13 protein-coding genes are annotated in these 13811 nt (G+C 60.8%); 8 read left to right on the top strand and 5 right to left on the bottom strand.

The window, feature by feature from the left end:
* Positions 1-5: 5 nt before the first annotated feature.
* A complete protein-coding gene (locus tag BN1079_RS13455) occupies positions 6-1421 on the bottom strand; it encodes an acetyl-CoA carboxylase biotin carboxylase subunit (RefSeq protein WP_037025216.1) in 1416 nt (471 codons plus the stop codon).
* A gap of 231 nt (positions 1422-1652) precedes the next feature.
* Between BN1079_RS13455 and BN1079_RS13450 the strand changes: the two genes are divergently transcribed.
* The gene (locus BN1079_RS13450) at positions 1653-2597 is read left to right on the top strand and encodes a LysR family transcriptional regulator (protein ID WP_171819338.1); all 945 of its coding nucleotides are present in this window, start codon (positions 1653-1655) and stop codon (positions 2595-2597) included.
* On the opposite strand, the gene BN1079_RS13445 is transcribed toward BN1079_RS13450, so the two are convergent.
* Both BN1079_RS13445 and hexR read right to left on the bottom strand, forming a co-directional pair.
* Positions 2542-2748, bottom strand: a complete 207-nt coding sequence (locus BN1079_RS13445; RefSeq protein ID WP_037025210.1) for a PA3496 family putative envelope integrity protein — start codon at positions 2746-2748, stop codon at positions 2542-2544. The genes BN1079_RS13450 and BN1079_RS13445 overlap by 56 nt on opposite strands.
* A 174-nt stretch (positions 2749-2922) precedes the next feature.
* Positions 2923-3789 carry a transcriptional regulator HexR gene (gene hexR, locus BN1079_RS13440; RefSeq protein WP_037026962.1) on the bottom strand — a complete coding sequence of 289 codons (867 nt, stop codon included), beginning with the start codon at positions 3787-3789 and terminating at the stop codon, positions 2923-2925.
* A gap of 175 nt (positions 3790-3964) precedes the next feature.
* Here hexR and zwf point away from each other — a divergent pair, with 175 nt between their 5' ends.
* The 6 genes from zwf (at position 3965) to BN1079_RS13410 (ending at position 10784) form a co-directional block, all read left to right on the top strand.
* On the top strand, positions 3965-5407 hold the full coding sequence (gene zwf, locus BN1079_RS13435; protein WP_037025207.1) for a glucose-6-phosphate dehydrogenase: 1443 nt from the start codon (positions 3965-3967) through the stop codon (positions 5405-5407).
* A 573-nt stretch (positions 5408-5980) separates the two neighbouring features.
* Positions 5981-6511 (top strand): diaminobutyrate acetyltransferase, encoded by a 531-nt coding sequence (gene ectA / locus BN1079_RS13430; protein WP_037025205.1) that lies wholly within the window; start codon positions 5981-5983, stop codon positions 6509-6511.
* On the top strand, positions 6508-7782 hold the full coding sequence (gene ectB / locus BN1079_RS13425) for a diaminobutyrate--2-oxoglutarate transaminase (protein ID WP_037025202.1): 1275 nt from the start codon (positions 6508-6510) through the stop codon (positions 7780-7782). The genes ectA and ectB overlap by 4 nt, the downstream gene beginning before the upstream one ends.
* A gap of 87 nt (positions 7783-7869) precedes the next feature.
* Positions 7870-8268: an ectoine synthase gene (locus BN1079_RS13420; protein ID WP_037025201.1), complete on the top strand. Its 399-nt coding sequence runs from the start codon at positions 7870-7872 to the stop codon at positions 8266-8268.
* A gap of 72 nt (positions 8269-8340) precedes the next feature.
* On the top strand, positions 8341-9258 hold the full coding sequence (gene thpD, locus BN1079_RS13415; protein WP_037025200.1) for an ectoine hydroxylase: 918 nt from the start codon (positions 8341-8343) through the stop codon (positions 9256-9258).
* Between the two features lie 95 nt (positions 9259-9353).
* A complete protein-coding gene (locus BN1079_RS13410) occupies positions 9354-10784 on the top strand; it encodes an aspartate kinase (protein ID WP_037025199.1) in 1431 nt (476 codons plus the stop codon).
* Positions 10785-10846: 62 nt separating this feature from the next.
* Here the strand turns inward: BN1079_RS13410 and BN1079_RS13405 are convergent, their stop codons facing one another.
* Entirely contained in the window at positions 10847-11641 is a 795-nt protein-coding gene (locus BN1079_RS13405; RefSeq protein WP_139053062.1) for a cytochrome c oxidase assembly protein, read from the bottom strand.
* 9 nt (positions 11642-11650) lie between these two features.
* Positions 11651-12100 carry a DUF2243 domain-containing protein gene (locus tag BN1079_RS13400; RefSeq protein ID WP_037025197.1) on the bottom strand — a complete coding sequence of 150 codons (450 nt, stop codon included), beginning with the start codon at positions 12098-12100 and terminating at the stop codon, positions 11651-11653.
* A gap of 191 nt (positions 12101-12291) precedes the next feature.
* On the opposite strand from BN1079_RS13400, the gene trhP reads away from it, so the two are divergent.
* The gene (gene trhP / locus BN1079_RS13395; protein ID WP_037025196.1) at positions 12292-13650 is read left to right on the top strand and encodes a prephenate-dependent tRNA uridine(34) hydroxylase TrhP; all 1359 of its coding nucleotides are present in this window, start codon (positions 12292-12294) and stop codon (positions 13648-13650) included.
* Positions 13651-13811 lie beyond the last annotated feature (161 nt).

Genomic DNA, 13811 nt, shown 5'->3' with positions numbered 1-13811 from the left:
GTCCCTTACAGGCCGGCGTGGGCGGCAATGGCTGCCGCGATGGCCAGGGCCAGCTGGCCCGGCTTGCGCTTGATCGAGTAGTTCAGCAGTTCGGGATGATTGTCCACGAAACTGGTATTGAAGTTGCCACTGCGGAAATCCGGATTGGCGAGGATCTGCTGATAGTAGGTAGCCGTGGTCTTCACACCCTGCACACGCATGTCGTCCAGCGCGCGGGAGCCGCGGGCGATGGCTTCTTCCCAGGTGAGAGCCCAGACGATCAGTTTCAGGCACATCGAGTCGTAGAACGGCGGGATGGTGTAACCGGTATAGATCGCGGTATCAGTACGCACACCGGGGCCGCCGGGAGCGTAGTAGCGGGTGATCTTGCCGAAGTTGGGCAGGAAGTTGTTGCGCGGCTCCTCGGCATTGATCCGGAACTGGATGGCAAAGCCGCGGTACTGGATATCTTCCTGCTTGACTGAAAGCGGCAGGCCGGAGGCGATACGAATCTGCTCGCGAACGATGTCGATGCCGGTGATCTCTTCGGTGATGGTGTGCTCCACCTGCACCCGGGTGTTCATCTCCATGAAGTACACCTCGCCATCGGCGAGCAGAAACTCCACGGTACCGGCGTTCTCGTAGCCCACCGCCTTGGCGGCACGTACAGCGAGATCGCCGATATAGGCGCGCTGCTCCGGCGTGAGCTGAGGGCTTGGGGCAATCTCAATGAGCTTCTGGTTGCGCCGCTGAATGGAGCAGTCGCGCTCGAACAGGTGCACGGTGCTGCCGAAGCTGTCGGCCAATACCTGCGCCTCGATATGACGAGGATCGACGATGCACTTCTCAAGGAACACATCTGCCGAACCGAAGGCTTTGGTCGCCTCGGAAATCACCCGCGGATAGGCGTGCTTCAGCTCCTCGGCGCTATTGCAGCGGCGAATGCCGCGCCCGCCGCCACCCGAAGTCGCCTTGAGCATCACCGGGTAACCGAGGCGCTCGGCCTCGCGCAGGGCCTCATCGAGATCGGCGACATTGCCTTCGGTGCCGGGTGTGACCGGAACGCCAGCAGCAATCATTGAGCGGCGCGCTTCGGTCTTGTCGCCCATGCGGCGAATCACGGACGCCGAAGGGCCGACGAACTTGATTCCGCACTCTGCGCAGATCTCGGCCAGCTCAGGGTTTTCCGACAGGAAACCATAGCCGGGATGCAGCGCATCGCAGCCGGTTTCCACCGCCAGGTTGACCAGTTTGCGCGGGTTCAAATATCCCGCCAGCGGATCTTCGCCAATGAAATACGACTCGTCGGCACGCTTGACGTGCAGTGCATGACGGTCGGCCTCGGAGAAAACCGCCACCGAGCGCACGCCCATTTCGGCGCAGGCCCGCACAATGCGGACGGCAATTTCACCTCGGTTGGCGATCAGCAGCTTCTTGATCACACTGTCTTCCCTCGGATCGATGAACAGGCGACCCGAGCGTCGGGCCGATGATCACTCGCACACAAGCGAGTGTTTTCACCCTACGCCCATTAGGGGGATTACCGAAAATGAATAATTATTTGAATGGCAATAAGTAAAAGCTTATAGATATACCGAAATGCCTTGCCGACGCGCGTTTGCCGGCAGAAAGACAAAGGAAAAAGGCTGCGAAAACCCATGCGAAGATCGCTGATGCGCATCACCTTCCGCCAGCTTCAGGTGTTTCGCACCGTGTGCGAAACGCGCTCCTATAGCCGTGCGGCGGAAGAGATGGCGCTGACCCAACCCGCCGTTAGCCTGCAGATTCGCCAGCTTGAAGAGCTGGTGGGGCAGCCGCTGTTCGAGTATCTGGGCAAGAAGCTCTACCTCACCGACGCCGCCGAAGCGTTGCAACGCGCCAGCACCGATATTTTTGGGCGGCTGGACAACCTCGACATGCAGCTGTCCGACCTGCGCGGCTCGATGCAGGGACAACTGAACCTGGCGGTGGAATCGAGCGCCAAATACATCACACCACACCTGTTCGCCGCCTTTCGTCGTGAGCATCCGGAAGTCAGCCTGCAACTGCTGGTCGTCAACCACGCCCAGGCGGTCAAGCGCCTGTCGGTCAGCCGTGACGACCTGCTGATCATGTCGCAGGTGCCTACCGACATGGATCTGGAATTCCTGCCCTTCCTCGACAATCCGATTATCGCCGTAGCGCCACCCGAGCATCCCTTGAGCCATGCCGCCAAGCTGTCGCTGCAGGACCTCACGGCCTGGCCGTTACTGGTGCGCGAACCCGGCTCAGGCACACGCAAGGCCGGCGAAGAGTATTTGCGGCAGAAACGCGCGCATTTCGCCCAGACGATCCAGGTAGCCTCGCTGGACGCCCTTTGTGAAGGTGTAATAGCCGGCCTCGGCGTGGCGCTGCTGCCACGCCACGCCGTACATCTGGAGCTGGCCAGCGGGCTGCTGCGCGAGCTGCCGGTAGCGGAACTGCCGCTGTACCGCAGCTGGTGCCTGGTGCATCCGCGCGGTAAACGTCTGAGCCCTGTGGCCCAGGCGTTTTTCACTTTTATCCGAGAGGAACGCAGCCAGATCAGCGCACTGGCGATGCGCTTTGCCGGTACGCCGATACGCCCCGATCAAGGCTGAGCAGGTCGGGAAATTCCATCAGCTGCGCCTGTAACTGACGCTGCTCGGCATGGTTTTCAATGGCGCGACGGAAACGCATGCGGCGCTCGTCCAATTGCTTGCGGCGGGCGCGGGCTTCGAGATTGACGTAGGCTTCGCGGTACTGGGACATCTGCTGTTCTCCCGAAACATGGACTGGGGAGAACAGCATCGAAGCCAAGGATGACGGCATAAGGTCAGGACGATGACAAACCGGTGACGCCGCACCGGAAGAGCGAACCCGCCCGAGCCTTATTATTCCCGCCACCGTCGAAAAGCTCGCAGACAGCCCTCCTACCAAGCGCTGTCAGTCTTCCTGCGTCTTCAATGATTTGGGCGACAGACGCAAGCTGCGCAGGCTGCGCTTGACGCTTTTCAGGTGGTTGACCAGGTCCGGCCCGCGCGCCATTGCCACGCCCATGGCCAGCACGTCGATTACCACCAGGTGGGCGATACGTGAGGTCAACGGGGTATAGATCTCGGTATCTTCCTGCACGTCGATGGCCAGATTGACGGTGGCCAGTTCGGCCAACGGCGTCTGGCTGGGACACAGGGTGACTAGAGTCGCACCGCTTTCACGCACCACATTGGCGGTAATCAGCAGATCCTTGGAACGCCCCGACTGGGAAATGCAGATCGCCACGTCGCTGGGTTTGAGCGTCACCGCCGACATCGCCTGCATGTGCGGATCCGAATAGGCGGCAGCACTGAGCAGCAAACGGAAGAACTTGTGCTGGGCGTCGGTAGCCACCGCACCGGACGCACCGAAGCCGTAGAACTCCACTCGCTCGGCCCTGGAGATGGCATAGATGGCCTTTTCCAGCGCAACGGGATCGAGATGCTCGCGGACTTCCATCAGCGTATGCAGCGTGGTATCGAAGATCTTCTGGCTGATATCGCTGGTCGAATCGTTCTCGCTGATGGCGAACTGACCGAAGCTGGCGCCGGCAGCCAGGCTTTGCGCCAGCTTCAGCTTGAGGTCCTGAAAGCCCAGGCAGCCAATCGCACGGCAGAAACGCACGATGGTCGGCTCACTGACACCGACCACATGGGCCAAATCAGCCATGGAACTGTGCATCACCGATGTCGGATCGAGCAGTACATGGTCTGCCACTTTCAGTTCAGACTTGCGCAGCAGGCTTCTCGATTGGGCGATGTGTTGCAGCAGGTTCACAGATAGGCTCGCTTTGCTCGGCATCTGACGACCGGCAATGCGCAAAGGCGCTATAACCCTGGCCGACAGACTCTTGTAGTGGGCTTGTAGTTATACTACAAGAGTTGCAACATCGCCCACCCCAGACTGTCAAAAACCGTCTGTAGTCGACTTGTATCAGCTAGAGGAGGTTGCCGTGTCCATTTCCTGCGACATGCTGGTTTTTGGCGGCACTGGTGATCTTGCGCTACACAAACTCATCCCGGCGCTCTATCACCTGCATCGCGAGGAGCGCCTGCATCAGGACGTGCGCATCCTTGCCATCGCTCGCAGGCAACTGGAGCGCTCCGCCTATCTTGCCTTGGCCGAACGCCATTGCCGGGCGCAGGTGTCACGCGATGATTTCACTGCGAGCGTCTGGCAGGCCTTTGGTGAGCGTCTCGATTATTTCGCCATGGACGCCTCCCAACGCGGCGAATTCGTCCGCCTCGCGCATCATTTGGGGCAGACCAAAGGCCGAGTGCGCGTGCATTACCTGGCCACAGCACCCGACCTGTTCGAACCGATTACCTCCAACCTGGAAAGCGCCGGCCTGGCTGGCGATAACGCGCGCATCGTGCTGGAAAAGCCCATTGGCCATTCACTTGAATCAGCGCTGTCGATCAATGCCGCCATCGGCCAGATGTTTCCCGAGCCGAGGATCTATCGGATCGACCACTACCTGGGCAAGGAGACCGTGCAGAACCTTATGGCACTGCGTTTCGCCAATGCGCTGTTCGAGCCAATCTGGCGCTCCGGGCATATCGACAGCGTGCAGATCACCGTGGCTGAAACCCTGGGTGTGGAAAATCGCGGCAGCTACTACGACAAGGCCGGCGCCATGCGCGACATGCTGCAGAACCATCTGCTGCAACTGCTCTGCCTGGTGGCTATGGAAGCGCCGGTACGCTTCAACGCCGAGGCGGTGCGCAACGAAAAGGTCAAGGTGCTCGAAGCACTCAAGCCCATCACCGGCAGCGACGTGCTGGACAAGACCGTACGCGGCCAATACAGCGCCGGGCAGATCGGCGGCCAGGACGTGCCGGCCTATTACTTCGAGAAGAACATCGACAATGACAGCGACACCGAAACCTTTGTCGCGGTAAAGGCCGAGATCGACAACTGGCGCTGGGCCGGGGTGCCCTTCTTCCTGTGCACCGGCAAGCGCATGGCCAGCAAGCGCTCGGAAATCATCATCACCTTCAAGCCGGTACCGCACATGCTGTTCAGCAAGGGCGAGACCAACCGTCTGGTGATTCGTCTACAGCCGGAAGAAGGCATCAGCCTGCAGCTGATGGCCAAGGCCCCCGGCAAGGGTATGCAGCTGGAGCCGGTGGAACTGGATCTGAACCTGATCCACGCGTTCAGTAGTACCAGACGCTGGGATGCCTACGAGCGCCTGTTGCTGGATGTCATCGAAGGCGATTCGACGCTATTCATGCGCCGCGATGAGGTGGAGGCAGCCTGGCGCTGGGTCGACCCGATCCTGCGCGGCTGGGAGAGCCACTACCGTAAGCCGCGGCCCTATCCCGCCGGTACCGATGGCCCAGAGCAGGCCCAGCTCCTTGTCGAGCGTCGGAGTCGCCAGAGACAGCGCTGAGAATTCGGGCGAGGCAGCTAACTTCGCCGAAATGCATGGAACGTGCACGCTAAAGTCGCCATATGTACCGCAACAACTTCCTGCAATTCTTGCTTATAACTTAGCGTGAACTTTCTCGGCACTTCCGCGCGATACGAGAACCACAGCGGATATCAGCGCGGAATATATGAGCGATATCCCATGCCAGAGCGCTTCATATATCTTCGGGATTATCACGGCTCCACTTGCCACGCATTACCTCATTGCACACCAGCACTCCAGCCGAAGCCTGAAGAACGCCGCTAGATCACCTGAAACCCAGCAGCCATGCAGCTTCCACAGATATCTCTCAACATGTTCCTGCGTCTTTTTCATTTGCGCGGCAGACTTCCCGTGTCGCACTGAGCATATATCCAGAACACTTTGCTTATATTTCAGAGTGTGTCAGGTGGCGTATAGGCGTTTACCACGCAGGCTGCAGCCGATATCAGCTCGGATAATGAACGAGAGATCACGGGTAGCGCGGTTGTGAATTGAATTTTTATGTGTTTATGCTGTTTAAGGACTTGTATCAGCAACCCCAAAGGATTTGTTTTGAGTGTTCCTACCGTAACGCTCCGTCGCCCTACCGACGGCGACGGTTTCTCCCTCCACCAACTGGTAGCACGCTGCCAGCCGCTGGATACCAACTCGGTCTACTGCAACCTTCTGCAGTGTTCCGATTTCGCCGATACCGCCATTGCTGCTGAAGATGCACAGGGCCAGCTGGTCGGTTTCATTTCCGGTTATCGCCCCCCTTCGCGTCCCGACACCCTGTTCGTCTGGCAGGTCGCGGTAGACGCCTCGATGCGCGGCCAGGGCCTGGCGCTACGCATGCTGCTGGCTTTGACCGAACGGGTCGCCGCCCAGGGCGTGCGCTTCATGGAAACCACCATCTCGCCGGACAACGGCGCTTCCCAGGCCCTGTTCAAGAAAGCCTTCGCTCAGCTGGGCGCTGATTACAGCACCCGCACGCTATTTTCCCGCAGCGAGCACTTTGCTGGCCGGCACGAAGATGAAGTGCTGTACCGGGCCGGTCCATTCGACCTTCCGCATTCAAAAGAAAAATCAGAGGAAACCGCATGAAAACCTTCGAACTGCACGAATCTGGCGTTCGCAGCTACTGCCGCTCCTTCCCCGTCGTATTCAAGCAGGCGCGTGGCGCCGAACTGATCACCCGCGACGGCAAGACCTACATCGACTTTCTCGCTGGCGCCGGCACCCTGAACTACGGCCACAACCACCCGGTGCTCAAGCAGGCACTGCTGGAGTACATCACCCACGATGGCCTGACCCACGGCTTGGACATGTATTCCGAAGCCAAGGAACGCTTTCTGGAGACCTTCGACCGGCTGATTCTCAAGCCGCGCAACATGAGCTACCTCATGCAGTTCACCGGCCCCACCGGTACCAACGCGGTGGAAGCCGCGCTGAAGCTGGCGCGCAAGGTCACCGGGCGCAACAACGTCATCAGCTTCACCAACGGCTTCCACGGTTGCAGCATCGGTGCCCTGGCGGCCACCGGTAACCAGCATCACCGTGGCGCCGCCGGCGTGCCGCTGACCGACGTCAGCCGCATGCCCTACGCCAACTACTTCGGTGACAAGGTCAACACCATCGCGATGATGGACAAACTGCTCGAGGACCCCTCCAGCGGCGTCGACAAGCCGGCGGCGGTGATCGTCGAAGTGGTCCAGGGCGAAGGCGGTCTGAATGCCGCATCGGCCGAATGGGTACGCAAGCTGGAAAAGCTCTGCCGCAAGCACGACATGCTGCTGATCGTCGATGACATCCAGGCGGGCTGCGGGCGTACCGGCACCTTCTTCAGCTTCGAGGAAATGGGCATCAAGCCGGACATGATCACCCTGTCCAAATCCCTATCGGGCTTCGGCCTGCCGTTCGCCATGGTGCTGCTGCGCAAGGAGCTGGACCAGTGGGCGCCGGGCGAGCACAACGGCACCTTCCGCGGCAACAACCACGCCTTCGTCACCGCCGCTGCGGCGCTGGAGCATTTCTGGCAGGACGACAGCTTCGCCCAGAGCGTGCGCGCCAAGGGCAAGCGCATCGCCGACGGCATGCACAAGATCGTACGCCGCTATGGCCCCGACTCTCTGTTCGTCAAAGGCCGCGGCATGATGATCGGCATCAGCTGCCCGGATGGCGACGTCGCCGCCGCCATCTGCCGCCATGCCTTCGAGAACGGCCTGGTGATCGAGACCAGCGGCGCCCACAGCGAAGTGGTCAAGTGTCTCTGCCCGCTGGTGATCAGCGAAGAGCAGATCGACAAGGCCATGAGCATTCTGGACAAGGCGTTCGCTGCCGTGATGTCCAGCCAGACCCGCGAACAGGCCGGTTAAGTCATTGCGAAGGTCAGGCGAGCCACAGGGTTGTCTGACCGCGCGACCATGCACCGGCCCGCACCACGTTTTATGAGGAATTGAATAATGATCGTACGCACCCTCGCCGAATGCGAGCAGTCCAACCGCAAGATTGTCACCGAAACCTGGGACAGCACCCGCATGCTGCTCAAGGACGACAATATGGGCTTCTCTTTCCATATCACCACCATCTATGCCAACACCGAGACGCACATCCACTACCAGAACCACCTGGAGTCGGTGTACTGCATGAGCGGCAATGGCGAGATCGAAACCGTTGCCGACGGCAAGATCTACAAGATCGAACCCGGCACCCTGTACATCCTCGACAAGCATGACGAGCACCTGCTGCGCGGCGGCAGCGAGGACATGAAAATGGCTTGCGTCTTCAATCCGCCGCTCAATGGCAAGGAAGTACATGACGAAAGCGGTGTCTACCCGCTGGAGGCCGAAACCGTCGCCTGATGCGTCGCTTTTTCATCTAACCGTAAGTGGACACCGTGAAGCGCTGTCCACCTACCCTGGAAGGAGGAACCCATGAACACTCCGCAAGCTGACCTGTATCCCTCACGCCAAAAGGATCAGCCCAGCTGGCAGGAACGCCTGGACCCGGTGGTCTACCGTACCGACTTGGCCAACGCACCCATCTCCCCGGAACAGATCGAACGCTTCGAGCGTGACGGCTATCTGGTTATCCCCCACCTTTTCAGCGCTGAGGAAGTCACCCTGTTTCGCGACGAACTCGAGCGCATGCGCCAGGACCCGGCCGTCGCCGAATCCGGCAAGACCATCAAGGAACCCGGCAGCGGCGCGATTCGCTCGGTGTTCGCCATTCACAAGGACAACGCCCTTTTCGCCCGGGTAGCGGCGGACCAGCGGATCGCAGCCATTGCAAGCTTCATCCTCGGTGGCGACGTCTATGTGCATCAGTCGCGGATGAACTTCAAACCCGGCTTTACCGGCAAGGAATTCTACTGGCACTCGGATTTCGAGACCTGGCATGTGGAAGACGGGCTGCCGCGCATGCGCACCCTCAGCTGCTCGATCCTGCTGACCGACAACGAGCCGCACAACGGCCCGCTGATGCTGATCCCCGGCTCGCACCGGCATTTCATTCACTGCGTGGGTGCGACGCCGGAAAACCACTATGAAAAGTCCCTGCGCAAGCAGGAGTTCGGAGTGCCTGATAACGACAGCCTGACCCAGCTGGCCGAGCGCTACGGAATCGACACGGCCACCGGGCCAGCCGGCAGTGTGGTGTTCTTCGACTGCAATACCATGCACGGCTCCAACAGTAATATTACGCCCAGTGCGCGCAGCAATCTGTTCTATGTCTACAACCATGTGGATAATGCTGCCCGGGCGCCGTACTGTGGACTCGCACCACGCCCGGGCTTCGTTGCCGAGCGTGAGGACTTCACCCCTCTGCAGATCCGGAAACAACAGTATCTCTGACCTTATGAAAGCCTGCCCCGGCACGGTAATGGCTTGCGTCTGGCTGCGAAGCCGGTCCAGGGATAAATTCACCCCCAAGACGGGACGTTGAATCGATGCATACCGTAGAAAAAATCGGCGGCACTTCCATGAGCCGCTTCGATGAGCTACTCGACAACATCTTCATCGGCCAGCGCGAAGGTACTCAGCTATACCAGCGGATCTTTGTCGTTTCGGCCTACAGCGGCATGACCAACCTGCTGCTGGAACACAAGAAAACCGGCGAGCCCGGCGTCTACCAGCGCTTTGCCGACGCGCAGAACGAAGGTGCGTGGCTGGACGCCCTGCAGACCGTGCGCCAGCGCATGCTGGATAAGAACGCTGAACTGTTCTCCGGCGAGTTCGAACGCCACGCCGCCGACCAGTTCATCAACGCGCGCATCGACGATGCCCGCGAATGCATGAGCAGCCTGCAGCGCCTGTGTGCCTACGGCCACTTCCAGCTCGGCGAACACCTGATGAAGGTGCGCGAGATGCTCGCCTCCCTCGGTGAAGCGCACAGCGCCTTCAATGCCGTGCTGGCGCTCAAGCACCGCGGCATCAACGCGCGCATGGTCGACCTGACCGGCTGGCACTGCGACTCGCCGCTGTCTTTCGAGGACATGGTTCAGGACAGTTTCAAGGACGTCGACCTGAGCCGCGAACTGGTGATCGCCACCGGCTACACCCATTGCAGCGAAGGCCTGATGAATACCTTCGATCGCGGCTACAGTGAAATCACCTTCGCCCAGATCGCTGCAGCGACCGGTGCCCGTGAAGCGATCATTCACAAGGAATTCCACCTGTCCTCTGCCGACCCGAACCTGGTGGGTGCCGACAAGGTGGTCACCATCGGTCGTACCAACTATGACGTGGCCGACCAGCTGTCCAACCTCGGCATGGAAGCGATTCACCCGCGTGCAGCCAAGACCCTGCGTCGTGCCGGTATCGAATTGCGCATCAAGAACGCCTTCGAGCCACAGCACGCCGGCACGCTTATCAGCCAGGACTACAAGAGCGAGAAGCCCTGCGTGGAGATCATCGCCGGCCGCAAGGATGTATTCGGCATCGGCGTGTTCGACCAGGAAATGCTCGGCGATACCGCCTACGACATCGAGATCAGCCGGCTGCTCAAGCAGCTCAAGCTCTACGTCGTGAACAAGGATTCGGACGCCAACAGCATCACCTATTACGCGTCGGGCTCGCGCAAGCTGATCAATCGCGCCGCGCGACTGATCGAGGAAGCCTATCCGGCTGCTGAGGTCACCGTACACAACGTCGCCATCGTCTCGGCCATCGGCTCGGACCTCAAGGTCAAGGGCATCCTGGCCAAGACCGTTGCGGCGCTGGCCGAGGCCGGCATCAGCATCCAGGCGATCCATCAGTCGATCCGTCAGGTCGAGATGCAGTGCGTGGTCAACGAGGAAGACTACGACAAGGCCATCGCCGCGCTGCACCGCGCGCTGATCGAGCCGGAAAACCACGGGGATGTGATCGCCGCTGCGTAAGCACCGCGGCCATCCTGCAACGCAACCGCCGGGCCTGATCTTCTCGCCCGGCGGTTTGCTTTCTAGCGATTCATAACCGCTGCCGGCACGCGCCGCCCTGCCTCGCGATACCAGCCGGCAAACAGCAACAAAGCCAGCACCATCTCCGCCAGGTTCCCACCGTAATACATCAGCTGCGCCGCCACCTCGATTTCCGCAAGCCCATGGCCGGCATCACGCGGATAACCGTAGCCATACATCAACTTGCTCAGAATCGAGTGCGCCGCGGTAGCGAGGAACAGCGCCGCCAAACGGGTATGAAAGGTTCCTCGATGGGGTGCCGGATCCGGGCCGGCAATGGCCCAGCAGAACAGATAGCCGGCGAGGATAAAGTGCAGGTGCAACCAAAGATGCAGCCCCGGATTGCTCAGGCTCAGCTGATACAGCGGCGTCATATACAGCAGGTAAAGCGCCCCGACATCCAGCAACAGCGCGGTGAACGGATGAGTTAGCACACGAGCCGGCGACGAGGCCAGGAGTGTGGCAATCCCCCGCGCCAGGCTGACCGGCACGCTGCGCAACAGCAAGCTCACCGGCTTGCCGAGCATCAGCGCAACTGGCGCGAACATTCCCAATGCCAGGTGCTGGGCCATATGCCCACGCAGGTCGACATGTCCCCAGGACATCAGCGGCGGGGACAAGGCCGCAACCAGCAGTGCTGTACCGCAGGTAAAACTTGCCAGGCGCCAGAACGGCCAGCCAGCCTGGCGCTGCATCTGCCAGAGGGCCGCAAGCAGATAAGCGAACCACACCGTGACCACCAGCAGCAGAAGTACGAAGGCGCCGGTCATCGCCTGCATATGCACCTGATGTGGCACGCCGCAGGCCTATCGCTCTACGGCCCGGGCGCGGCGCCAGAGCAGAAAGCCTATGGCCAGCAATACCAGGCTGAAGCCATTCCAGGCGAGATCGTAGATCCATAGCTCTTCCACGTAGCGCACCTGATGGAGTCGCAGCAGCTTGTGATTGACGATGCCGTCGAACAGCTGAAAGCCGCCCGCGCCGATAAACAGCCCGGCCCATGCATGCAGTCGCGCGATGGCACCGGCGCGGCTCAGGTGCATGAACAGATAGAACCCGGCGGCAAGCAGCAACAGCTCCGCAGCATGCAGCAACCCGTCGGACAAGAGCCCGATGGTCGGGGTCGAGCGATCGAAGAAGTGATGCCAGGCGAGGATCTGGTGAAACAGGATCTCGTCCACCGCCGCCATCAGACCGATCCCGAGAAAAAGCGTGGCGCGCAGACTTCGTCTGGTATCCATCGCATTGGCTTGCATGGGCGTCTCCGTCAGCTGAAAAACCGCTAGAACTGCCCTGCCCCACGCGCCTCCAGGCATCTGGCAGAGCCTTAAGTGCTGACCGGCGTTTTCCGCCAAGAGTTCGGGACCTTGATCTGCACAGGGCGCAAGGGTAGGGAAACTTCAGTAGAATTCGCGCACTTTTTGTACGTTCACGAGTCACCGTCCCAATGACCATCACCCTGCGCACCGAACTGCTTTCCCCCGCCGGCACCCTGAAATCCATGCGCTACGCCTTCGCCTACGGCGCCGACGCGGTGTACGCCGGGCAACCGCGTTACAGCCTGCGCGTGCGCAACAACGAGTTCGATCACGCCAACCTCAAGCTCGGCATCGACGAAGCGCACGCCCTGGGCAAGCAGTTCTACGTGGTGGTCAACATCGCCCCGCACAACGCCAAGCTGAAGACCTTTATCAAGGACCTGGAGCCGGTGGTGGCCATGGGGCCGGACGCGCTGATCATGTCCGATCCCGGCCTGATCATGTTGGTGCGCCAGCATTTCCCCGAGATGACCATCCACCTTTCGGTGCAGGCCAACGCGGTGAACTGGGCCACGGTGAAGTTCTGGCACCAGCAGGGCGTCAGTCGGGTGATCCTGTCCCGCGAACTTTCGCTGGAGGAGATCGAAGAGATCCGCCAGCAGGTCCCGGACATGGAGCTGGAAGTGTTCGTCCACGGTGCCCTGTGCATGGCCTACTCGGGGCGCTGCCTGCTGTCGGGCTACATCAACAAGCGCGACCCTAACCAGGGCACCTGCACCAACGCCTGTCGCTGGGAGTACAAGACCCACGAAGCCAAGGAGAACGAGCTGGGCGAGGTCGTGCATCAGTACGAGCCCATCGCCGTGCAGCGGGCTGAACCCACCCTGGGCGTGGGCAAGCCCACCGACGAGCTGTTTCTGCTGGAAGATTCCAGCCGCCCCGGCGAATTCATGGAAGTCAGCGAAGACGAACACGGCACTTACATCATGAACTCCAAGGATCTGCGTGCCGTGCAGCATGTGGAGCGCCTGGTGCAGATGGGCGTGCACTCGCTGAAGATCGAAGGCCGCACCAAATCCCACTACTACGTGGCGCGTACCGCTCAGGTCTATCGCAAGGCCATCGACGACGCCCTGGCGGGCAGGCCTTTCGACAAGTCGCTGATGGATACCCTCGAATCCCTGGCCCATCGCGGCTATACCGAGGGCTTTCTGCGCCGCCATGTGCACGACGAATACCAGAACTACGAACGCGGCTTCTCGCTGTCCGAACGCCAGCAGTTCGTCGGCGAGCTGACCGGCGAACGCCGCGATGGCCTGGCCGAGGTCAAGGTGAAGAACCGCTTCGCCGTTGGCGACAAGCTGGAGCTGATGACGCCCCAGGGCAACCTCAACCTGCGCCTGGAGTCACTGCAGAACAAGCGCGGCGAAGCCATCGAGGTCGCACCGGGTGACGGCCACACCGTCTACCTGCCCGTGCCGGAAGACGTGGACCTGCGCTACGCCCTGCTGATGCGCGAGCTGGACGGCACCACGACCAAAGGCTAGGCAGCCGGATACCGCTTGCCGCGCTCGGGGATCACACCTGGATCACCACCCCCTAAGAAGCCCAAGCTTCGCGCCGGGTGCGGCGTGCACAGCGTGCTTTTATGGGGCGCGCCCTCGCAGCGAATGCAGGCGACAGGGCGACCGCTGTAGGGTGGATATCG

Source organism: Pseudomonas saudiphocaensis, assembly GCF_000756775.1.
In the GTDB taxonomy this organism is placed as follows: Bacteria; Pseudomonadota; Gammaproteobacteria; order Pseudomonadales; family Pseudomonadaceae; genus Stutzerimonas; species Stutzerimonas saudiphocaensis.
Note: the sequence above shows the minus strand (reverse complement) of the source record. Positions and strands in the feature narration are given on the sequence as shown.